Here is a 21968-nt window from a genome sequence, read left to right as displayed (position 1 = left end):
AGCTTCTCCTGCCCATGAGTAAAATAATTAAAAAGAATCAGTAAAAAAGAACCGTTTTTTTGTATTTTTTCAGTTTTCGCTCCTTTCCTAAATTCACCATGTTACCATACTAATAGGGAGTTCTAGCGAAATGCCACAGGGTGTACCAGACAGAGGCCATTGAAGCCAACAAACTCAGCAATTTACTGTTACTTTGGGCGATCTTAGAGGAATCAATCTAAGTATTAGTATTAATAATCGTCCTAGAGTTGAACTTCAAAGTACACTCTTTAAGGTTCATAGAATCTTGACATATTTTCCCTGTATGGTATGTTGTTGATTGAAGGAGAGGAATAAAATAATGAAGAAACTTAGAAAGCTATTTTATTGTAATGTTGCCCTGCTACTGCTCGTGTTATTGCTTGCTGCATGTTCGGGCAATAAGAAAGAAGAATCAAAAAATCCTTCAGATAATGATTCTGCTTTACATTCTGAAGAAAATAACGATGAGACTAAAGATAGCAATCAAATAGGCAAGGAAGAATCGGAGCCAAATTCAAAAGAATCTGCAACAAAGGATTCAGAGGAAAATTCCTCAAAAGATTCTGCAACAAAAGATTCAAAGGAAAATTCCTCAAAAGATTCTGCAACAAAGGATTCAGAGGAAAATTCCTCAAAAGGTTCTGCAACGGATGATCATTCAAAAGAAACATCTTCAATAGAAGAAAGAAATGAGGGGAAAGGCGAAAATGACAATGTACTGGGAGAATATTCATCCGATAAAATCGAATATGCCCGAGTTTGGCTGCAGCTTGGGCCAAATCAAGATATAGACGAATTGAATGTTCGCCATATTTCAGCCGGCGAACCGATCAATCCTAATGATGACTCCAGTGCCAGCTATCCAGAAGATGTGATCCAGTTGGCAGGTTCTCGGTTAGTGGATGGATCAGTAACTTACAGCGGCAATGGGAATGGCACGATTAATGTATACAATGTTCCTTTACGCTGGGACTCCGCTGATAATTTAGATAAAGGGATAATGAAGAAAGAGACTGAGGACATTAAGAAAAATACAAAAAAAGTGTACGTTGATACAGGCGACGATAAGAAAATTAAGCGACTCATTGATATAATGGTTATTCATTAATCATTCATCGCTAATTATTGAAACGAAAATACCAAACATTTTTCAATAGAAGGGGCAGTTCATCAATACATTGAACCGCCCCTCTGATATATACTATTTCCACTATCAATTAGAATACTTTAATACATCTATTATAATACATTCTACGATCTTCTAATCCATTATAACCGCCATTGACCCTTCGTGTTACTGCCTCAACTGATGGATTAGTGTCACATAGTGCATTCATATTGTTTGAATGCCACCAAAATCCCGCACTAGTCCATGGATAATTATTAGCTACATAATCAACACCTAGACTTATAATTTTAGAATCACCAATTGCGTTGGAAAAACGTGTGTAGTTATAACGACCTGTTAATTGAATATAACCTGCTCCTTTAAATTTTGGACCATCACCTGGTTGAGTATTGCCTAGATCTGCGCGTCCCTCGTACGCTCTCCCTGATGCTAATTCTTTTCTCCATCGTCCAGCTCCGGATTCATGACTACATTGACTAATAAAATGACAAAGTCTAGATCTAGTTGTAATGTTGTATCTTTCTAAACAATTATTCAAATCTTGCAACATAGCTTTTGAAATATAAGAGCTTGACCATCCAATTTGATTTAACTGACTCTCGGTTACATAAGTTACAGATGAACCACCATCTCCTTTATCTGGAGTCGAGTTGTCATCTTTTGTATCATCGTTACTACCATTATCATAAACTTTCAATACTTGGCCGACTTGAATTTTATCTGGGTTGCTAATGTTATTTAGTGATTGGATCTCTGACAATGTCATTCCAAATCGTTGAGCGATACTTCCTAAATTGTCTCCAGATTTAACAGTATAAGTGGTCGTTTTTCGTGTGGAACCATCACTGCCAGAATCATTGCCACTAGCGTAAACTTTCAATACTTGGCCGACTTGAATTTTATCTGGGTTGCTAATGTTATTCAGTGATTGGATCTCTGACAATGTCATTCCAAATCGTTGGGCGATACTTCCTAAATTGTCTCCAGATTTAACAGTATAAGTGGTCGTTTTTCGTGTGGAACCATCACTGCCAGAATCATTGCCACTAGCGTAAACTTTCAATACTTGGCCGACTTGAATTTTATCTGGGTTGCTAATGTTATTCAGTGATTGGATCTCTGACAATGTCATTCCAAATCGTTGGGCGATACTTCCTAAATTGTCTCCAGATTTAACAGTATAAGTGGTCGTTTTTCGTGTGGAACCATCACTGCCAGAATCATTGCCACTAGCGTAAACTTTCAATACTTGGCCGACTTGAATTTTATCTGGGTTGCTAATGTTATTCAGTGATTGGATCTCTGACAATGTCATTCCAAATCGTTGAGCGATACTTCCTAAATTGTCTCCAGATTTAACAGTATAAGTGGTCGTTTTTCGTGTGGAACCCCCACTGCCAGAATCATTGCCACTAGCGTAAACTTTCAATACTTGGCCGACTTGAATTTTATCTGGGTTGCTAATGTTATTCAGTGATTGGATCTCTGACAACGTCATTCCAAATCGTTGAGCGATACTTCCTAAATTGTCTCCAGATTTAACAGTATAAGTGGTCGTTTTTCGTGTGGAACCCCCACTGCCAGAATCATTGCCACTAGCGTAAACTTTCAATACTTGACCGACTTGAATTTTATCTGGGTTGCTAATGTTATTCAGTGATTGGATCTCTGACAATGTCATTCCAAATCGTTGAGCGATACTTCCTAAATTGTCTCCAGATTTAACAGTATAAGTAGTTGTAGAATATGTTGTTGCCATAATAAACCTCCATTTTTTTTTTTAATCCCCATGAGGAAGAGTACATAATTATCTTAAATCTAGAATGAGGTTTAAGAGTACTCATTAAGTAAGCTAAAAATCCCATAAAAATAAAAAAAGAACCTAAAAAGTATTCAACCTTAGGTTCTTAGGCACAGGTTAAAAAAGCAGTATGACCAGCTTTTTAGGGCTATAATTGACTTTTAATTCCCTGTCTCATTCATTTTATAAATTTCCTATCTCTAGATAGATAATAGACTTACTCCCTTAGTAAGCTCAGTCAAAGATGATGCGCCTATCATTGAGTGCAAAGTAATTTTATATTTTATGTATCTCATTCTACGTATATAAATAAAAAGCTCCCCTATTTAGGAGAGCTACAGGTCTTATGATTATTATTTTTTGACTTTAATTAAATTCTTCTCCTTCAATAATTGTTTTTGTGAGTGCCCTTTTTTTGTAACATAATTGTTTTTATACCATGCTATTATTGCTGCTACAGAGGTGAATACCATAGATACGAATTGTTCCAATTGTTCATTGTCTAAAGGAAGAGGTGATTTGTTATATATTGTGAGTAGTTGGTTTATAAGTGCTATGATCAAGACGAACGTTCTAACAAATGTCCCTTTATCCATCATCAAATCTCCTTTATTTTTAAAATCTATTGCTATCAGTTAAGAGCTATCTTTTTAAAAGTATAATAATTGATAACTTTAAAGAAAAAGGTAGAAGTATTTTGATTTAGTTATACTTCTATCTTCAACTTTAAAGATTTTATGTACCAATCTGCTTTTATACAGCTCTATAAAGTTTTACATGTAAACAACGCTCCCTAAGCTGATCAATAATTTATCCATTACCTGATTACGTATTACAAACAGTGCTTTATCACTATAACCGATCTCTAGTGCACTTTTTTCGATGGTCCAATTTTTGAAATAACGGTATTGAACAAATCTGTACTCTAGTTCTGTTAATTCTGATAATGAAATATCGATTGAATCTTTTAGAAGTTTGATATGTTGCAACTCACTGGCAAGTTTATCCACTGATTCCTGAAACTCACAGTCATCATCGATGCTTTCTTTAAAGATTTCCATATTATCATTTGTAGCTATGAATTCAAGCTGTTTACTTAGATTAAGGATGGCAACTTTGTAATTATTGTAGTTCTTTAAGTGCTTCTCAATATTTTTCACTAGTTTTTTTCTTTTAGGTTTACTAATTTCTTGAAGTGTATACATATGCAATCACCTTTCTTTTCCTAGAAAAAATCGAACTTGTGTTCCATATTTTAATTAATTGTCCTCAAAAACATTCGATATAAAAAACAAGGAATTTTTGTTAAAAGAAACCTACTTTCATCCTTTCATTTGTTTTTAGATTTATCCCTATATACCTATTTTAATTGTAAAAAATTCTTTCATCTCTAATATTTGTAACCTTATTCTGGCTGAAAACTCTAAAAATAATCCAAAAGTTTATTTTTTTGTAAATAAAAGACCTAAAGGGTATAGACATAGCATTAAAGGCTTGTTTGATACATAATCTATTCCATTAGGACTTTTTATAGATAGTGCGTCTCAAAGCCTACGTCACTCTCTATGAAAACTAAAACTCGGTTATCCGGACTTTCGACAAACCTTTGAAGAGGAAAAACAGTAATCAAACATCGGAACTTTTCCAGTTCCTCTCTTTCTATGTGGTAGAATCATGAATATATGCTTTTTCTAGAAGTCAATTGCCCGAATTGATTAAAATTGCTGACACAAGTGATCTCATGGACTATTGATAAGGTGACAAAATTTATCCCTGTCAGCACAGGTAAGGCTAGGTATTAGAACCACGGGCGCTTAATGACATTATGTCTACAACGCGGCAGTGATTTTATATAATAAGGGCAGAGGGCCCAATTGACCTGCTGATTTTCTAAAGGATTTAATCGGATTGCCTATGGCTGGTGTTAGCGGTAAATGTGGTGAACAACTAATATAATGCCCTACGTGGCATAATACGTTCACAACAAGTTTGAATCATTCATCATATAAACCTTCTTGAAAATTTGTGTCGATATACTTCTTTACCAGATGTTTAATTTTAAAATACTAAGTTATAACGAACGTAGGTGAAATCAGAGTATATTTTTGACCTCCTGTTTTCTTCTACCCGCTGACAGAATTCGTTCACATAGAAAGTCAGCATAGATTTTAAAGCCCTGTTGAGTTGGAAAAATCCAGATGCTCGCCTATTAGCACAATATGTATACGTTTACATTAGTTGAGATGGGCACCACAAATCCTATTCATGACTGATGGAAAAGAAAGCAGATCAATAACGGTCTGCTTTCTCTATTCCTAAACAGCAACATCATACAAGAAATCCCCCAAAATCATGCTACACTTAATCCAAGAACACCACACCGACAGGAGGCATCCCATGCAAAACGAAACCCGCACACTGCAGCTTGACCCACACCTTCATATAGAAGCCTACCGCTTCAAGGGAATTATGCAGAAGTTCCCGAACCACTTTCACGATTATTATGTGATTGGATTTATTGAAAAAGGGCAGCGGTATCTGGCCTGTCAGGATCAAGAATATATCATCAATCCAGGTGATCTTCTCCTCTTTAACCCCCGTGACACGCATAGCTGTGAACAGATTGACGGCCGGACGCTTGATTATCGGTGTATCAATGTCATGCCGGATATCATGGAGAAGGCGGTGAAAGAGATTACTGGCTCCGGGCATCTCCCTTATTTCTCCCAGCATGTGTTATTCCGCCATGAGCTGACAGCCAGCCTGCAGGAATTGCATATTTTGATATCCGAGGAAAAACAAGCTTTGCGTAAGGAGGAGCTGTTTCTTCATCTATTAGAGGAGCTGATCCGCCATTATTCAGATGTCACGTTCCTTAGCAGCGTTCCAGAACCATCAGACGAAGTCAAAATGGTTTGTGAATTTTTAGAAGAGCATTATGCCGAAAATGTTACACTCAATGATTTGAGTGAATTAACAGGCTGGAGCAAGTATCATTTATTGCGTTCATTTACAAAACAAAAAGGCATTACCCCTAATAGCTACATGGAAACAATCCGGATTAATCAAGCCAAAAAACTCCTTGAACAAGGGGTAAGACCGATTGATGCGGCATTTCAGACAGGATTCAGCGATCAGAGCCATATGACGAAGTTTTTTAAACGGCAGGTGGGGCTGACGCCGAAGCAATACATGAAGATTTTTGAAAAGGAGCTTCACAGATGAACATACAAAGAGAAACTTCGGGGCATATCGCAGCCATTGTGACCATTCTGATTTGGGGGACGACCTTTATTTCGACAAAAGTTCTGCTGGCTGACTTCTCTCCAATGGAAATATTATTTTATCGGTTTTTGATGGGCTTTATCGCTCTTATCCTCGTCCGTCCCAACATGATTCCGTTCAGGAATTGGCGGCAGGAGCTGTTGTTTGCCGGGGCTGGTTTATTTGGCGTAACCTTATACTTTCTATTAGAAAATATAGCTCTCACCTATACATACGCCTCTAATGTCGGCATGATCGTGTCCATTATACCGATGATCACTGCGGTTTTGGCCCATTTTCTGCTCGAAGGCGAAAAACTGCGTCTGACTTTTTTGATTGGATTTGTCTCGGCACTGATCGGGCTTTTATTGATTACGTTTAACGGCAATGTGGTACTGCGTCTAAATCCGCTCGGAGACATCATGGCAGCCGGGGCTGCTCTCGTGTTTGGCGGATACTCGATATTCATGAAAAAATTAAGCGCTTACGAATACCACATCATCGAGCTGACACAGAGAGTATTTTTGTATGGTTTATTGTTTATGGTTCCCGCTTTATTTTTGTTCGACTTCCATTTTGACCTAAGCCGATTTTCATCTGCTTCAAATATACTCAACATGCTTTTCTTAGGGATTGGCGCTTCTGCCCTGTGCTTCGCCACTTGGAATTATTCAGTTGGCGTGCTCGGAGCCGTCAAATCCAGTGCGTATATATACATGGTCCCGGTTATCACAATCGCCGCTTCCGTCCTGGTCCTGCATGAAAACATGACATGGATCGCTCTTCTAGGAGGCGCCCTTACGCTTTTAGGCCTCTACATTTCGGAGATGAAACCGAAAGCGAAGCTGATGGAGAACGGATGTAAAATGGATGCTTAACGGCATCTATACACGGGGTGTATGGGCAGACACAAACGGGCGCTCACTGTGTTCCAAATCGAGTTTATCAAAATCTATCTACCAGTCTTTGCTTACCGACTGAACTTTATGTAATTCAATAACTCAAACATTGAATACTTAATTTGTACCTTTTTGACGTTACAATATATAACAACGCTACTTCTGGACTTAAAACTTCGATTACATTTAAAAAAGGCCCTAAAGCAGGAGCAGTTGCAGTACTCTTCCGTACATTATTAATAGTCTTGATCTCCATGGGTCCTTTTAGAGGACTCATGGAGTTATTCTTAAGGGAGGATTCTATATGAAAAGTAATATACATAAATATCAGGAGATCACAAAAAAAATAGAAACTGACTTGTACCCTATCAGTCAAAACGATAATGATTTACTTTTGTACCTAATGAAACAAGACTCTTTCACACTCAACCAAATGAAAGTGTGTTTAATTGAACCACAGCTCACATTCAAACACACTGTCAAAATCGTATTTACAGTAACATTAATAACGTTATATATTTATTTTTTCAGTTCTCATTATAATGATTTAATAGAAATGGGTGTACAAATGTTTTTTGTGTTAATTGGCCTAATATGGGTATTTGGTGTTTCCCCATTTTCAAGAAAAGTTCAAATTTCTGAACGCTTCAAACAAAAATCCGAAAACGCCCGCATAGTCGGTATGATCGACTTCGTATTAGAACAAAAATACAAAAAAAGCATCTCTGAATAATCTCGAAATCAGAGATGCTTTCCCTTTGTCCTTATCACTTGTCTACCACAGCCGCACTGTCACGCGTGACCGCAGCTGGCTCCCTCAGCATCACATTCATTACGCTCGCAAGCACGAGCATTCCAATCGACAAATAAAAAGCCAGTGTATACTCACCCGTTACCGTATAGATGACGCCGGGCACATACGCACCTAGTGCCGATCCGATCTGATGGGCGAGTGACAGCCAGCCAATCATGAGGCCGATCGAGTAGTTTTGAAAGTACTGGGTGGCGAGCATTTGAGTCGGTGCTACCGTTGCAAAGTCCACTAATCCAAACAGAATCGCAAAGGCTAAAAGCAAGTAGGGCTCGTGGCTGTAAATAAGAATCACGATCGACAGCGCCCGCACCGCATATAAAAAGCACAGGATTTTCCGGCTGCTCCACCGGTCCGCTACAATTCCGGACAGCAAGATGCCAGCAATATTAAAGCCTGCCAGCAGACTGACAGCAGCACTCGTGACTGTCGTTGAAAAGCCATGATCATGAGAAAACGGAATCAAATGGGTATCCATCAGCCCCACGGTCGTAAATCCACAGATCAAAAACGGAAAAATCAAGAACCAGAATTGCCTCATACGAAACATCCCGGCCACTGAAAGAGCTGTTGTTTTGGGTGCTGTTTCTTTTTCTGATGCAGCCAGTCCGCCTATCGGCTCTGTATTCTTTTCTGAAGGATTGTTCCGCAGCATCAGCAGCGCAGCCGGAAAGACAATCACGATTAACAGCAGTCCCAACACCACAACCGTCAGCTTCCAGCTAAACCAATGGATCAACATGAGTGAGCCGGGAACAAGAAGCATTTGCCCCGCTCCAAAGCCTGCTTCCATGATCCCAAAGGCTAGTCCCCGTTTTTTGCTGAACCAATTGACGACCAATACACTTGCCGCCACATTCGAAGCTCCGCCAACTCCAAGCGAGACACCCAGCCCATAAAGCAAAAACAGCTGCCAAGGCGAAGTCACAAGGTATGTTAAGAAAATGCTGACTCCTGTCAGTAACGCACTCCATGCCAAAACAGCCCGAGCACCCCATTTGTCCACAAGCCGCCCAATCACAGGCTGCGATATGCCATAAACAATAAAACTCATCGTCGAAATCAGCGAGATGGTGCTTCTATCCATTGAAAACTGCCGTTCCCACGGCTCCACAAACGCACCAAATGACAACCGCACCCCCTGAACCGCCAATAAGATCAAAAAGGTGACGGAGACGATGATCCACGCATAATGCAGTCTTTTCATGACAGCTCCAAATCCCACCGTTCTTCTGTCAGCTGCTGTCCCCATAATGACGCTTCTTGTTTCACTTCACTTATCCTGAATCCAAATTTTTTATAGAGCGGACGAGCCTCAGCCATCGTGCTCACCGTCCAAAGGAAAATGCGGTCAAACTTCATGTCTTGGCAGTATGCAACCAGATGCTCCAGCAATTGCGTGCCGAGCCCCCTGCCCCGAAAATCCGCATCAACCAGAAACCATCTGAGCTGGACTGTCTTTTCATCATGCTTGACCAACCCGACAGAGCCGGCAAATTTCCCGCCGCTTTCCGCAATCCATATTTTTTCGATGTCAGCGTCAAATGTCTCCTGAAGATAAGCTAAAAACGTGTCATCCCAACCGTGAGCCTCCGCGTAAAATTGTCTTTGTTTCTCAATAAGGAGTTGAAGATCCTCCGAAAGAAAATAATCTCTAATTGATATCTCTGATGTTCTGGCAGAAAGCGACTGTGAAAGGATCTCTTCAATCTCTGCCATCGCCTCGGCAAGCCTGTGCTGCTCCTTTTGGTTGATTTCCTTCAGCATCAGTTCTACTTGTTCGTTGGCTTTCTCCTCCAGCTTTTTATAAATCGTTTTTCCTGTTTCTGTGACAAAAATATAATGGTGGCGGGCGTCATCTTTGCTCCTCTGTTTATAGATCAAATCTTCTTTTTCAAACTGCTTCACAATCCTGCTGACATATCCCCGGTCAAGCCCCAGCTTATCCTGAAGAGCTTTTGCCGTACAATTAGGCGTATTATAAATCTCAAATAAAATCCGTGTTTCTGTTAAGGAAAACGGGCTGTCGTAAATGTGCTCATTAAGGAAACCAAGGACGTTTGTATAAAATCGATTGAACTTTCTGAATTTTAATCCGACAGATGATTCTCTTGTTTTCAAATCAATCCCCACTTTCTAATATCGTTGACTATTTCAATTATAATCACATATAGTTGCCTTAGTCAACGATATGTTAGAAAGTGAGGTCTTTTTAATTTCCTGATTCCTTCCTTTTCCTTACCACAATCAATGTGATATAGGATAAAGCCAGAGAAACCAAGCTATAGACAACAGCCCATCCCAAAAACGATTCATTAAAAATGGTAAATGTGAGCACAAGAGAAATCACCAAACTAAGCATTGGCATCAGATACGGGTTTTTACAAATACAGGTCCCGACAATCGATAGCAGCATAATTCCTAACGGTAAAATAAAGAATGCGATATCTAATTCATCCACCTTTAAACAGCCTCCCTCCAGATTTTTATGTTACTAGTAAAAAAACATAACTGCATTTAGTAAAAGGATAATATTTACTTCCCTAAGGCCCAATTTGAAAATTACCCGTTTACATTCGCCCCGGACTATGATAATTTAAGAAAGCGCTATCATGATAAGTTAATAGCTTGGATGGAGATGAGGAGAGCCAGGAATCCAACCCCTTTTGACAAGGGGTGTTTTCTGGCTCTTTTTGTTTTTCGGGAAAGGAGGCACGCCACACATCCAGCACAAACAGCAAAGGGGGATAATTTTAATGCTTAATATATTTAAACCGGCTCCTCATATTGAGAGACTGGATGATTCAAAGATGGATGCGGCATACAAACGGCTCAGGCTGCAAGTATTCATTGGTATTTTCATTGGCTACGCAGGCTACTACCTGCTGCGGAAAAACTTTGCCTTTGCCATTCCTTATCTGCAGGAACAGGGATTTTCGAAAACAGAACTGGGTTTGGTGCTGGCCGCTGTGTCCATTGCGTACGGCTTCAGCAAATTCATCATGGGAATGGTGTCTGACCGCTGTAATCCGAGATATTTTCTGGCGACAGGCCTATTTTTATCAGCAATCGTTAATATTCTATTCGTTTCAATGCCTTGGGTGACTTCGAGCGTCACCATCATGTTTATTTTTATGTTTATCAACGGATGGTTTCAAGGAATGGGCTGGCCGCCATGCGGCAGGACGATGGCTCATTGGTTCTCCATAAGTGAACGCGGCACAAAAATGTCGATCTGGAATGTCGCCCATAACATAGGCGGCGGTATTCTTGCTCCGCTTGTCACTCTTGGCATCGCGATGTTCGTCACTTGGAAAAGCGTGTTTTTCTTCCCTGCCATCATCGCCATTATCATTTCATTTTTAATTGTTTTATTGGTTCGTGATACGCCTCAATCCTGCGGACTCCCGCCAATTGAAGAGTATCGGAATGACTATCCAAAACACGCTTTTAAAAATCAGGAAAAAGAATTAACAACAAAAGAAATTCTTTTTCAATATGTGCTGAACAACAAATTTCTTTGGTACATCGCTTTTGCCAATGTATTTGTTTATTTCGTGCGATACGGCGTGGTTGACTGGGCGCCTACTTACTTAACAGAAGCCAAAGGCTTTTCTCCTGAAGACTCACGCTGGTCGTATTTTCTTTACGAATACGCAGGCATACCGGGAACGATCTTGTGCGGCTGGATCAGTGACCGATTCTTCAAAAGCCGCCGGGCACCGGCAGGCGTTTTGTTTATGGCGGGTGTTTTCATTGCCGTATTGGTGTACTGGCTGAATCCGGCCGGCAATCCGCTCGTAGACAATATCGCCTTGATCAGCATTGGCTTCTTAATCTACGGACCTGTTATGCTGATCGGCCTGCAAGCGATCGATCTAGCACCGAAAAAAGCAGCCGGAACTGCAGCCGGTTTGACCGGATTTTTCGGATACATCGGCGGATCCGCTTTCGCAAACGCCATTATGGGCTTTGTCGTTGACCGTTTTAACTGGAACGGCGGCTTTATCATGCTGATCTCTTCCTGCATTCTTGCCATCGTCTTCTTGGCTTTGACTTGGAATACAGGAAAACGGGCAGAGCATGTTTAAGAAAGACACATAAAAGATTAATAGTTTTCCAACACGCCGTTTACATCCGTTTTTTAATATGAAAGACAGGTAGTGCTTATCTATAAGGAGGAGAAATCATGAGAAAAAATAGAATACTGGCCTTGTTTGTTCTGTCGCTGGGCTTACTCTCATTTATGGTAACGCCAGTGTCGGCAGCGTCAAAAGGAAACCTGCTGTCACCTGACCGTATCCTGACCGTCGCGCACAGAGGGGCTTCTGGATATGTGCCTGAGCACACGATTCTGTCTTACGAAACCGCTCAGAAAATGAAAGCTGATTATATTGAATTGGATCTGCAAATGACAAAAGACGGGAAATTGATTGTCATGCATGACGAAAAACTGGACCGTACCACAAACGGAACAGGCTGGGTGAAAGACCATACGCTCGCAGACATTAAGAAGCTTGACGCCGGTTCTTGGTTTAATGAAGCCTATCCGGAAAAAGCAAAGCCGCAGTACGTCGGCCTTAAAGTTCCTACATTAGAAGAGGTATTAGACCGTTTCGGAAAGCACGCGAACTACTACATTGAAACAAAATCGCCTGACACCTACCCAGGTATGGAAGAAAAACTGATCGCTTCTTTGCAGAAACATAAATTACTGGGGAAGCATTCTAAGCCAGGCCAGGTGATCATTCAATCGTTCAGCAAAGAAAGTCTGGTAAAAGTCCATCAATTACAGCCAAACCTGCCGACCGTTCAATTGCTGGAAGCCAAACAAATGGCGTCAATGACAGATGCTGCCCTGGAAGAAATCAAAACATACGCTGTCGGTGCGGGCCCGGATTATAAAGCTTTAAATCAAGAAAACGTCCGTATGATCCGCAGCCACGGCCTCCTGCTTCATCCTTACACAGTCAATAATGAAGCTGATATGCATCGCCTGCTTGATTGGGGCGTAACAGGAGTGTTCACCAACTATCCTGATCTTTTCCACAAAGTAAAAAAGGGTTATTAAACGAAAAAAACCTTGCGACAACTATCGCAAGGTTTTCTTCTATATTTTATTCTTTTCCGGCAGCAGCTTCTGACTGTCCATTAAGCAGCTGAGAATTGATCTCTTTCGCATCCTTTAAGTATTCTGTCTGGTAGCCGCTCTTCAGCGCCCACACATAGAATACAAGTGATACCATCGCAATCAGAACCATATCCCAGCCATAATGAATGACATTCAGGCCGCCGAATTTATCACTGCCCAAATAAGAAATGACCATCATGGCCAGCAGATAAAACACCATCCAAACGCCGGCTTTGAAGTTTCGGCCAAACCCTTTCCATTTCGCCTTCGCCTGATAATAGAAATAAATCGGAAGACCGATCAGAATAATAAACAGAACCTGTCCTGTTAACGGCCAGCGCGCCCAATACAGCACCAGTGACGCAAAGATAAATCCAAGCGGCGCAATCACGTTTAAGCCTTTTAAACGAAGAGGCCTGTACAGGTCTTTCCCCGTCCGTCTCAATGTCATCACTGTGATCGGGCCGGTGATATAAGATATTAACGTAGCAACAGAAATAATTTCCGCTAATACGCCCCACCCTCTGAACAGGAACAAAAAGATGAACGAAACAATCAAGTTAAAGAACATTGCTTGTCGCGGAACGCCGTAAATCGGATGAAGCTTCCCGAATATACTCGGCATGTATTTGTTTTTTTCCATTCCGTAAATCATTCGGGACGTTGTCGCCGTATACGTAATCCCCGTTCCAGACGGTGATACAAATGCATCTGCATATAACACAATAACAAGCCAGTTAATATTCAGCGCAATCGCCAGATCAGCAAAAGGAGAATTAAAATTCAGATGGCTCCAGCCGTGAGCAATATCAGAAGGATTCACAGCTCCAATGAAGGCGATCTGCAGCAGGACATAAATCACTGTCGCAACGAAAAGAGAGCCGACAACCGCAACCGGAATTGATTTCCCCGGATTTTTTGCTTCACCCGCCATATTAATCGGGCTTTGGAAACCGTTAAACGCAAAAACGATACCAGAAGTGGCAACCGCCGTCAGCACACTTGCCCAGCCATTCGGCGCAATGCTTTGACCGCCAGTAAAGTTTTCTCCGTGGAATCCGACAAACAGCAAAGCTCCAATCGTAAGACCCGGAATAATAATTTTAAAAATCGTAATTAATGAATTCGCTTTCGAAAATAGATTGACTGTCCAATAGTTCAGCAGAAAATAAATGAGAAGCAATACAGAGGCAAATGCTAGTCCTTCCCCAGTCAGCGTTCCATTCTTCACCAAACCGCTTGTCCATTTCGCCCATTCCCAAGGCCAAGAACTCATATATTGAACGGAGGCCACCGCTTCAACCGGAATGACGGACACAATCGCAATCCAGTTGGCCCAGCCCGCAATAAAACCGATAAACGAACCGTGTGAATATTGCGTATATTTTACCATTCCCCCCGCTTCAGGGAACATAGAACCTAGTTCACTATAAGAAAGAGCAATAAATAAAATGACGACCATTCCAATAACCCATGAAATAATAGCAGCTGGTCCTGCTATTTGAGCCGCACGCCAAGCCCCGAACAGCCAGCCTGAACCGATCATCGACCCGAGCCCGACCATCATGAGGGAAAACGTTCCCATTCTTCGATGCAATTGATTCATATCGTAAACACCTTTCATGTATGATGACATTCTCTTGCTAATTATATTATTATTCTGATTACTTTACTTTGTCAATATTTATCGAATTTTGACTGAAGATAATAATAAGTCAGTGTATATTACCTTCCAATACAGGAATGAAGTCACTAGTTTCTTCTTAAATGGAATTTACTGTTAATCACAATGATAAAAACACAACAGGTTTAGCAATTTCCAAAACGGGAATGATACAGGAAACACTATTCTTAAAATAGAAAGGAGTATCACCATGAAACAAAAGCTGTTACTTTCAGGTCTCGCTGTTTCAACTGTCGGCATCACTTCTTATCTATTAAAAGACCCGTCAAATCGCCAAAAGGCAAGAGAATTCATTCACAGCATGAAGATGAAAATAACAAAACAGCCCGATATGGAAACGTTCCCAGTTGATAAAGCCGGCCACCCGGACCCGCAAGATATCGAGGATAACAAAATGGTATCAGAAGGCTCCATGTATCCCGTCCAATACTACGATGAAAAAAAGAAGTAATCAAAAAGCTCTCTTCGATAAAGGAAGAGAGCTTTTTAATTTAACTTTTTCGTCTGATTCCGCTCATTACGAAGCCGCTTTCAGGCAATGACGGCATTCTGGCGAGACTGTAATGCAGTGATTGTTCCGGAACATCGTATTCAATCTGATGGACGAGGAAATCCAGGCTCGCTTTCATGACTTCAATTGTAATGCCTTCCCCTGGACAGCGGTGTCCTTTCTCGGCGTGTCCCCCGCCTTGAGGAATCATATCAAACGGATTTTCTTCCCGCTCCGCAAATCGTTCCGGCCGGAATTCATCGGGATGATCCCATAGACGAGGGTCGTGGTTCGTTCCATATACATCAAGCAGCACCGATGTGCCCTTCTTAAACTCACAGTTATTCCATACAAAATCTTTTTTGACAAGCGCCCCTAAAAACGGACCGAACGGATAATATCTGCGGACCTCCTGCACAAACATTTCTCTTTCCCGGCTGTTTCCAGACCGCAGCCATTCCTTATACTTCGGATGCTCATGAAGCGCCAAAGCTGAAAACACCAGAAAGTAAGAAATGGCGACAATAGGCCGCAATACATTAATCAGCTCAATGGCTGCCATGCGGGAATCCAGCTGGCTTCCATCTTCTTGTGTGTGAAAAGCCATTTCATGCAGCGCTGTTCCGGGAGTCGTTTTCAGCAAGCCGGCACGAGCATCTTCAATCATGACTTCAATCCACTCTTCCGCACGCGGCCTTGCTCTTCTTCCCTTCCAATGCCGCGGTCCCACAGCACCGAACGCATCGACCATGTCAATGAAGTCATCCGCTCTCTCTTTGACTTCCGTTTCCTTCGACGGAACACCTGCCCAATAGCACGCTACCCGGCACAGGATTTCTTTTGCTTCTTCAAATAACACAACCTCATCTGCCTTCTCCCATCTTGTGACTGCTGCTTTCCACTCCTCTGTCATCAACTCAGCCAAACGTTTTTGATGTGGCGGTGTCATTAATGATAGAAAAAGCATCTTCCGATGGATATGCGCGCTGCCATCCATTCCCTGAATCGCATTAACACCAAACAGCGATTTCTGCACCCGCTTAGGCAAAGCGTTCTGCCGCTGGAATCGATCCGTATCATAAAACACCTTCGCCGCCTCAGCGCCAGTCATGCAAATAAAGTTTTTTCCCAACAAACGGGCCTGAAACAGATCTGAATTGTAGCGCTCTGTTCTGTTTTTAATAAATAAATACCCTTCCTTCAGCAGTGTCAGACTGTTATCGAGACTTTTGTCATGTGGAATCTGCTCATTCATCCGCTTACCCTACCTTCCTTTTTACCCTCTATTTTCACGTTATCTTCCCAATATAAACCCAGTAACAGTATTTGTTTACAAAACCAAATTTAAGCGCTTTTTGATTATTTTTTAAAGGAAGAACAAACGAAAGAGAGAAAAGATAGTTAATCAAAACAAAGGGGAGAACAAAATGAAGAAATGGATATATGTTGTGCTTGTGCTGGGTATTGCAGGGATCGGCGGCTTCTCCGTACACGCAGCGTCATCTGCTCATGAAAAACACTTGAATGTCAGCAGAATGAATGTCGATGACGAATTCAAGGATACGGATGGAACCTTCATTCTTCATGATTTACAAAAGGATCAGACATTTGTCTATAACAGAAAACGGGCAAATCAAAGACAAACTCCGCAATCCACCTTTAAAGTCGTGAACGCTTTAATCGGTTTGCAGGTCAAAGCTGTAAGAGATGAATACGATGTAAACGATGGGACGGGGTCAAGCGTGAATTCGAATCATGGAACCGCGACCATACGCTTGGCTCGGCCATGCGCGAATCCGCAATCTGGTATTATCAGGCATTAGCGCGGGATATCGGTGAGGAAAGAATGAAAACATGGCTTCAAACACTATCTTACGGCAACGAGGATATCAGCGGGGGAATCGACCAGTTTTGGCTGCAAAGCTCTCTCACAATATCTCCGCTGGAACAAGAAACCTTTTTGGAGAACCTATTTAAAGAGGAGCTTCCATTTGACAAGCCGGTAATGAAAACCGTCAAGCGCATGATGATTCAAGAGGAAGGCGATCATTACACGCTCTACGGGAAAACCGGAACCCGCCTGACAGATATGGGATTAGGATGGTTTGTCGGATTCATCAAAACAGAGAATGGCTCTTATGTCTTTGTCACCAATGTCGATGATTCCGGCACAAAAGCCAAAAACATCACCGTGGATATCCTGAAAAAGTATGGCCTGATCACATCCTAAATAAAAGAGCCCTGCACGGCAGGGCTCTAAATCTCATGCTCAAAACAATAATGATTCACAAGCTCTTCAATCAAATCATGATCGGGATATTCCCCGTTAAATTCAAATTCGATTTCTTCCACAAACTCTCCTTGATGGTACACATGGATGGCTCCGTTTTGACGGACAACGCTAAACTCCGGCTGAAATGTATATCCGCTTCGTTCAATTGCTCCCATTTCTTACCCGCCTTTCTCAAAGCAGTAATTCATACACCTCGTTTAATTCCTTGGCCCGTTTTTGATCCTGTTCATTCTGGGCATACTTAATTTCTTTTTCTAATACATGGTTCAAAAAAGACATTTCATTATCATCTAAGTCTTTTACAAATTCCTCTTCATTTGCATAACGCTTCGCCAGCATCTTCTTGCAAATACGCTGGCAGACTTCATTTTCTAGATGATTCGAAAGTGATTCGCGCAAATAACCGAGTGTAACATCCATTTTATGAACACCTTTCCTTCTGCTATCTTTACCCTATAGCTTGCTAAAATAGGGAAAATCCATACGCGAAAAATAAAAAAAGAGACATCCGTGAATGTCTCTTTTTTATCGTTATTCAGCTGCTTGTTCGCTTTTTGTCAAATTGGCCTGCGTGCGTTTGCCAATCCCAAACACATAATAACTAATGACCACAAGCGCTAAGAAAATCACGCCTACAATCAGAGAGATACGAGTATCATCGTTAAACCACATGCCAACCAGAACCATCAGCAAGAAAGCAATCGTCAAATAGTTTGTAAAAGGAGCAAACGGCATTTTGAATGGATGTTTATCTAATGCAGCACCCTTTGCTTTTCTGAATCCGATATGGCTGATCAAAATGATAAACCAAGGAATCATCCCTGGGAGCACGCTTGCGCTGTATACATAGACAAAGATCTTCGGCGGCGCGATATAGTTCAGTACAACACCGACAGCCAAACCGATCAGCACCGCAATTGTGCCATACAGCGGCACACCATTGCGTGAAATCTTCTTAAAGAATTTCGGTGCTTGTCCATTGACACCCAGTGTATACAGCATGCGGCCCGCGCTGAAAATACCGCTGTTACAGCCGGACATTGCAGCAGTAATCACGACAAAGTTAATAATGCCGGCCGCTGCCGTAATTCCGATTTTCGAGAACGTAGACACAAACGGACTTCCGAGTGAGTTGAGCTCATCCCAAGGATACACCGTCACAATCACAAAAATAGCGCCAATGTAGAAAATCAAAATACGCCAGATAATACTTTGAATCGCATTTCTTAGCGTGTTTTGCGGGTCCTTCGCTTCACCCGCTGTAATCCCGATCAGCTCAACTCCTTGATAGGCTGCAATGACAAGAGACAGTGCAAAGAAGAAACCTGAGAAACCTCCTGCAAAGAAGCCCCCGTGAGACCACAGGTTCGACAAACCGATCGCATCTCCGCCATTGCCAAAACCGAAGAAAATAATTCCGATTCCCGCAATAATCATCAAGATAATCGTGACGATTTTAATCATCGCAAACCAAAACTCAAATTCCCCAAACGACTTAACAGAAATTAAATTCGCCGCACCAAGAATCACCATTGCCACGATACCAGGTATCCAAGCAGGCAAATCCGGGAACCAATACTTCATATAAGAACCGACAGCGATAATTTCTGACATGCCGACGATAATCCACTGGAACCAGTTGCTCCATGCTGTTATATAACCTGCCATCGGATGAATATATTGGTGGCCGAACGTCGCAAAAGAACCTGTGCTCGGCTCGACATACAGCATTTCACCCATCGCACGCATAATAAAAAAGATAAAAATTCCGCATATTGCATAAGCCAGAAGGACAGATGGGCCAGTCCATGAAATCGTGCTGGCAGAACCCATAAACAAGCCAACACCGATCGTACCGCCCAAGGCGATCATCTGAATATGGCGCGCGCCCAGGCCCCTCTTTAATTCTTTATTTGCCACTCCTCTTCCTCCTCCTAACAAAATACTCATAAATGAGAAAACAGCAGACCTGCTTGCCTTCACATGAATCAGTGATAACAATCAGAAAATTCAAACTTAAAATTGTTATATAATCTCCTAAATTACTTATTTCATCATAATAAATTTCTCTGGAAAATACAATTGTTTTTTTCAGGCAAACACCTTTGTTCAGAGTTTTGAATCGTTCACTTCTTTTAAAATCTTTTATATAAAAATAATAAAATTATTTGAATATTAGGATAATATATCCCTTAGATTCTCATAAAAAATAAGCTGTTCTACATGAACAGCTTACCTAATAATTCACACCCGTTTGACGCTTTAATGCTTCAAGCCACCCGGTATCTCCGGTCCCATAGCTCTTGCTTTGTCCCACATCTCTCAGAGATCCATTGCTGTAATCAATTGATAGGATGAAATCCGGAATGGCATTATACCCGGCTTCAGCGATTTTACTGAGCTCTGAACGATAGTAAGATATAGCATAAGAAGCCGTTTGTTTCTGCACTGGATCTTTTTCAAGCTCTTCCTTATATACATCTATTAAGTCACGTCCCTCAGGCGTGACGTACCGTCCATCAATGACTTCTAAATCCTTCAAATGGTAGCCTGTAACTTCGTACATCTCACGAGCTGCCTGATACTTTTGATAGGCCTCTTCGGAAAATTGTGTTGAATCACTGCTTTGGCTTTTCATGATGTGCAAAAATAGTTCTTTGCTGTTGTCTCCAGATTGCAGCACTTGCTCAATTTGCTTGATCAGATCCTGATCGTCTGTCCCGCTCACCCGCACCTGATAGTCAATAGGCGTAATCGTAAACGTCAGCTCTGTCCCCTCTGGAATATGAATATGGTTTCGATTCAACAGCACTTGCAGCTGCTGGTTAACCTGTCCCCGCTGATACACCTTTTCATTCTCAGCTTCCACTTCCCCATGAAATGTGACATTCCGAAACGCAGCATCCTGAAGGTTATAGTTTTGGGCCTTGCCTTTGAATAACCATTCTGTTTCATTATCGTAAGCGGCCTGTCTTTCTGCAGCTGACAGATCACTTCTGAAATAAGGCGACTTTGAATTTTGGTACTTATCCTTAATATAGCCTAATGGATCAGACTTTGTTTTGTTAATCGCATTCATCCTGCTGTATTTTTCATCTAGTATTTTGGTTCTGATATCACTCTCAGATTCATAGGGGTTTTGGGATTGAATCACTGTTTCTTCCCCTGTGTCTGTCACTGTTCGATCATTCGCTGATTGATACACTTTGCTGAACGTCCCGCTGTTTCCCGACACGCTGGTTTTAGAATAATTGAACTGATTGATTCCCCCAGTTGAAGATTGTGACTTAAGCCTGCTGTATGCCTTTTCCAGAACTGCCGCTGGATTTTCAGTCGCATTCTCCCGTTTCGCAGGCGCATTCTTGCTTAATATGTTCTGTGCCATCAGCTGAGTGCGGATAAATTGGCGATTCAGACGCATTGAATTCCCTCCCGAGTATTCTCTCTTATTCTTTTTTATCGGCGAAGATAATGTATATATTAACCTCAAAAAACATTTATTTACACCTAAATCGTTATTATGTATGATGGAAATAAAAGGAGGTTGTTTGCATGGTGAAAAAATGGCTTATTCCATTCGCTGTTATGCTGTCTGTCTTATTCACCTTTACGTATTCGGCATCAGCTGTCGGAGTCACTGCTATCACAGGAAACAATTCATTTGATACCGCAATGCCGATCGGTTATTGGAAATATAAAAATATCGATACAACAATACTGGAAGCTGGTCAAGATGAAGCCTATTTCACTTTTACGGCTAATAAGGGAGAAAAAGTATACGTGAGGAGTACATACCAGAGCGCGTATACAGGGATGAAAATTGAAATTTATGATAAGAATAGAATACCTGTTTCTCAAGGGACAGAAGTCATTAACCCTAATACGTTTTCTTCTTTTATTTATGCAAATGCAGACGCCCAAAACACGACAGATACCTTTTATGTGAAAGTGTCACGAGGCACCTATACCGGAAACATGTATTTTACACTTTCAATTGAAGACCGAATCAAATCAGGCAGCGGAACATTCCAATTCAGCGGCGTTGCTGAAAATAAAGGAAATACAAGCCTTAGCCCCTCAGGTTCTGATTCCAGCGTGATCAAGGTTGATATAACAAACCAATCCGGGATACCGCGTGATGCCATTGTAACCAGAGTTCAAACAACCGCCACTCAAACACCAAGCCAGGGAAATACACGCCATCTGATCATGACAAGCGAAAACAACGAATGGCGCCGTGCCCTTGTAAACAGCTCGACTTCAGGGTCTTATGATATCTCTTTGTCGGATCAACTCAGTGTGGCAAAGGTATGGAGTTTTAAATATAATACATTAGCGACAGCCAGATCGACGATGAGCAACGTAAAAGCAAAAATAGATTATGAATACGACGTGACAAAGCAGTTTTAACTTATACCGAGCCGGTTATCCGGCTCTTTTTTATT

At 41.4% G+C, this 21968-nt stretch carries 20 protein-coding genes and 1 pseudogene; 9 read left to right on the top strand and 12 right to left on the bottom strand.

What is annotated here, in order from left to right:
- Window positions 1-340: 340 nt before the first annotated feature.
- The gene (locus ACFVP7_RS01370) at window positions 341-1129 is read left to right on the top strand and encodes a hypothetical protein (protein ID WP_014478684.1); all 789 of its coding nucleotides are present in this window, start codon (window positions 341-343) and stop codon (window positions 1127-1129) included.
- Window positions 1130-1238: 109 nt separating this feature from the next.
- On the opposite strand, the gene ACFVP7_RS01365 is transcribed toward ACFVP7_RS01370, so the two are convergent.
- From ACFVP7_RS01365 to ACFVP7_RS01355, 3 genes are all read right to left on the bottom strand, one after another.
- Complete coding sequence (locus ACFVP7_RS01365) at window positions 1239-2909, bottom strand: LysM peptidoglycan-binding domain-containing protein (protein WP_031600099.1); 1671 nt, start codon at window positions 2907-2909, stop codon at window positions 1239-1241.
- Window positions 2910-3304: 395 nt separating this feature from the next.
- The gene (locus ACFVP7_RS01360) at window positions 3305-3547 is read right to left on the bottom strand and encodes a phage holin (protein WP_033881264.1); all 243 of its coding nucleotides are present in this window, start codon (window positions 3545-3547) and stop codon (window positions 3305-3307) included.
- A gap of 177 nt (window positions 3548-3724) precedes the next feature.
- Entirely contained in the window at window positions 3725-4156 is a 432-nt protein-coding gene (locus ACFVP7_RS01355; protein WP_076458348.1) for a transcriptional regulator, read from the bottom strand.
- Window positions 4157-5348: 1192 nt separating this feature from the next.
- Between ACFVP7_RS01355 and ACFVP7_RS01350 the strand changes: the two genes are divergently transcribed.
- From ACFVP7_RS01350 to ACFVP7_RS01340, 3 genes are all read left to right on the top strand, one after another.
- Window positions 5349-6176, top strand: coding sequence for an AraC family transcriptional regulator (locus tag ACFVP7_RS01350; RefSeq protein ID WP_003246321.1), 828 nt, complete (start codon window positions 5349-5351; stop codon window positions 6174-6176).
- Window positions 6173-7093, top strand: a complete 921-nt coding sequence (locus tag ACFVP7_RS01345) for a DMT family transporter (RefSeq protein ID WP_041339995.1) — start codon at window positions 6173-6175, stop codon at window positions 7091-7093. The genes ACFVP7_RS01350 and ACFVP7_RS01345 overlap by 4 nt, the downstream gene beginning before the upstream one ends.
- 325 nt (window positions 7094-7418) lie before the next feature.
- A complete protein-coding gene (locus ACFVP7_RS01340) occupies window positions 7419-7847 on the top strand; it encodes a hypothetical protein (RefSeq protein WP_120027737.1) in 429 nt (142 codons plus the stop codon).
- Between the two features lie 34 nt (window positions 7848-7881).
- On the opposite strand, the gene ACFVP7_RS01335 is transcribed toward ACFVP7_RS01340, so the two are convergent.
- The 3 genes from ACFVP7_RS01335 to ACFVP7_RS01325 form a co-directional block, all read right to left on the bottom strand.
- A complete protein-coding gene (locus ACFVP7_RS01335; protein ID WP_047183523.1) occupies window positions 7882-9132 on the bottom strand; it encodes an MFS transporter in 1251 nt (416 codons plus the stop codon).
- Complete coding sequence (locus ACFVP7_RS01330) at window positions 9129-10046, bottom strand: GNAT family N-acetyltransferase (RefSeq protein ID WP_396582917.1); 918 nt, start codon at window positions 10044-10046, stop codon at window positions 9129-9131. Before ACFVP7_RS01330 ends, ACFVP7_RS01335 begins: the two co-directional genes overlap by 4 nt.
- 91 nt (window positions 10047-10137) lie before the next feature.
- Window positions 10138-10386, bottom strand: coding sequence for a YbeF family protein (locus ACFVP7_RS01325; protein WP_015715167.1), 249 nt, complete (start codon window positions 10384-10386; stop codon window positions 10138-10140).
- Window positions 10387-10681: 295 nt separating this feature from the next.
- Here ACFVP7_RS01325 and glpT point away from each other — a divergent pair, with 295 nt between their 5' ends.
- Window positions 10682-12016 carry a glycerol-3-phosphate transporter gene (gene glpT / locus ACFVP7_RS01320; protein ID WP_003246460.1) on the top strand — a complete coding sequence of 445 codons (1335 nt, stop codon included), beginning with the start codon at window positions 10682-10684 and terminating at the stop codon, window positions 12014-12016.
- A gap of 98 nt (window positions 12017-12114) precedes the next feature.
- Window positions 12115-12996: a glycerophosphodiester phosphodiesterase gene (locus tag ACFVP7_RS01315; protein ID WP_124060143.1), complete on the top strand. Its 882-nt coding sequence runs from the start codon at window positions 12115-12117 to the stop codon at window positions 12994-12996.
- 46 nt (window positions 12997-13042) lie between these two features.
- Here ACFVP7_RS01315 and ACFVP7_RS01310 read toward each other — a convergent pair whose 3' ends face one another.
- Complete coding sequence (locus ACFVP7_RS01310) at window positions 13043-14662, bottom strand: APC family permease (RefSeq protein WP_396582916.1); 1620 nt, start codon at window positions 14660-14662, stop codon at window positions 13043-13045.
- A 268-nt stretch (window positions 14663-14930) separates the two neighbouring features.
- On the opposite strand from ACFVP7_RS01310, the gene ACFVP7_RS01305 reads away from it, so the two are divergent.
- The gene (locus ACFVP7_RS01305; RefSeq protein ID WP_003234883.1) at window positions 14931-15191 is read left to right on the top strand and encodes a hypothetical protein; all 261 of its coding nucleotides are present in this window, start codon (window positions 14931-14933) and stop codon (window positions 15189-15191) included.
- A 40-nt stretch (window positions 15192-15231) separates the two neighbouring features.
- Here the strand turns inward: ACFVP7_RS01305 and cypC are convergent, their stop codons facing one another.
- Window positions 15232-16485, bottom strand: a complete 1254-nt coding sequence (gene cypC / locus ACFVP7_RS01300; RefSeq protein ID WP_396582915.1) for a fatty-acid peroxygenase — start codon at window positions 16483-16485, stop codon at window positions 15232-15234.
- A gap of 172 nt (window positions 16486-16657) precedes the next feature.
- Between cypC and blaOXA the strand changes: the two are divergent.
- Window positions 16658-17460, top strand: a pseudogene (gene blaOXA, locus ACFVP7_RS01295) (class D beta-lactamase).
- A 26-nt stretch (window positions 17461-17486) separates the two neighbouring features.
- Here the strand turns inward: blaOXA and ACFVP7_RS01290 are convergent.
- The 4 genes from ACFVP7_RS01290 to ACFVP7_RS01275 all read right to left on the bottom strand — a co-directional run bounded on the left by ACFVP7_RS01290 (window position 17487) and on the right by ACFVP7_RS01275 (window position 20944).
- Window positions 17487-17678, bottom strand: coding sequence for a DUF5370 family protein (locus ACFVP7_RS01290; RefSeq protein ID WP_003234886.1), 192 nt, complete (start codon window positions 17676-17678; stop codon window positions 17487-17489).
- Between the two features lie 16 nt (window positions 17679-17694).
- Window positions 17695-17943: a sigma-G-dependent sporulation-specific acid-soluble spore protein CsgA gene (gene csgA / locus ACFVP7_RS01285; RefSeq protein WP_003234887.1), complete on the bottom strand. Its 249-nt coding sequence runs from the start codon at window positions 17941-17943 to the stop codon at window positions 17695-17697.
- Between the two features lie 111 nt (window positions 17944-18054).
- Complete coding sequence (locus ACFVP7_RS01280) at window positions 18055-19443, bottom strand: amino acid permease (RefSeq protein ID WP_015252942.1); 1389 nt, start codon at window positions 19441-19443, stop codon at window positions 18055-18057.
- Window positions 19444-19759: 316 nt separating this feature from the next.
- Complete coding sequence (locus tag ACFVP7_RS01275) at window positions 19760-20944, bottom strand: DUF4885 domain-containing protein (protein WP_396582914.1); 1185 nt, start codon at window positions 20942-20944, stop codon at window positions 19760-19762.
- 131 nt (window positions 20945-21075) lie between these two features.
- Between ACFVP7_RS01275 and ACFVP7_RS01270 the strand changes: the two genes are divergently transcribed.
- A complete protein-coding gene (locus ACFVP7_RS01270; RefSeq protein ID WP_160831925.1) occupies window positions 21076-21933 on the top strand; it encodes a hypothetical protein in 858 nt (285 codons plus the stop codon).
- Window positions 21934-21968 lie beyond the last annotated feature (35 nt).

The sequence above is a fragment of the Bacillus sp. SG20033 genome, assembly GCF_044570195.1.
GTDB classification, from domain to species: domain Bacteria; phylum Bacillota; class Bacilli; order Bacillales; family Bacillaceae; genus Bacillus; species Bacillus subtilis.
This window is presented reverse-complemented; position numbering and strand designations above follow the sequence as displayed.

Bases quoted from the DNA above. Each gene is read 5' to 3' on its own strand.
- ACFVP7_RS01370 (WP_014478684.1), top strand. From the start codon at position 341: ATGAAGAAACTTAGAAAGCTATTTTATTGTAATGTTGCCCTGCTACTG.
- ACFVP7_RS01365 (WP_031600099.1), bottom strand. From the start codon at position 2,909: ATGGCAACAACATATTCTACAACTACTTATACTGTTAAATCTGGAGAC.
- ACFVP7_RS01360 (WP_033881264.1), bottom strand. From the start codon at position 3,547: ATGGATAAAGGGACATTTGTTAGAACGTTCGTCTTGATCATAGCACTT.
- ACFVP7_RS01355 (WP_076458348.1), bottom strand. From the start codon at position 4,156: ATGTATACACTTCAAGAAATTAGTAAACCTAAAAGAAAAAAACTAGTG.
- ACFVP7_RS01350 (WP_003246321.1), top strand. From the start codon at position 5,349: ATGCAAAACGAAACCCGCACACTGCAGCTTGACCCACACCTTCATATA.
- ACFVP7_RS01345 (WP_041339995.1), top strand. From the start codon at position 6,173: ATGAACATACAAAGAGAAACTTCGGGGCATATCGCAGCCATTGTGACC.
- ACFVP7_RS01340 (WP_120027737.1), top strand. From the start codon at position 7,419: ATGAAAAGTAATATACATAAATATCAGGAGATCACAAAAAAAATAGAA.
- ACFVP7_RS01335 (WP_047183523.1), bottom strand. From the start codon at position 9,132: ATGAAAAGACTGCATTATGCGTGGATCATCGTCTCCGTCACCTTTTTG.
- glpT (WP_003246460.1), top strand. From the start codon at position 10,682: ATGCTTAATATATTTAAACCGGCTCCTCATATTGAGAGACTGGATGAT.
- ACFVP7_RS01315 (WP_124060143.1), top strand. From the start codon at position 12,115: ATGAGAAAAAATAGAATACTGGCCTTGTTTGTTCTGTCGCTGGGCTTA.
- ACFVP7_RS01310 (WP_396582916.1), bottom strand. From the start codon at position 14,662: ATGAATCAATTGCATCGAAGAATGGGAACGTTTTCCCTCATGATGGTC.
- ACFVP7_RS01305 (WP_003234883.1), top strand. From the start codon at position 14,931: ATGAAACAAAAGCTGTTACTTTCAGGTCTCGCTGTTTCAACTGTCGGC.
- cypC (WP_396582915.1), bottom strand. From the start codon at position 16,485: ATGAATGAGCAGATTCCACATGACAAAAGTCTCGATAACAGTCTGACA.
- ACFVP7_RS01290 (WP_003234886.1), bottom strand. From the start codon at position 17,678: ATGGGAGCAATTGAACGAAGCGGATATACATTTCAGCCGGAGTTTAGC.
- csgA (WP_003234887.1), bottom strand. From the start codon at position 17,943: ATGGATGTTACACTCGGTTATTTGCGCGAATCACTTTCGAATCATCTA.
- ACFVP7_RS01275 (WP_396582914.1), bottom strand. From the start codon at position 20,944: ATGCGTCTGAATCGCCAATTTATCCGCACTCAGCTGATGGCACAGAAC.
- ACFVP7_RS01270 (WP_160831925.1), top strand. From the start codon at position 21,076: ATGGTGAAAAAATGGCTTATTCCATTCGCTGTTATGCTGTCTGTCTTA.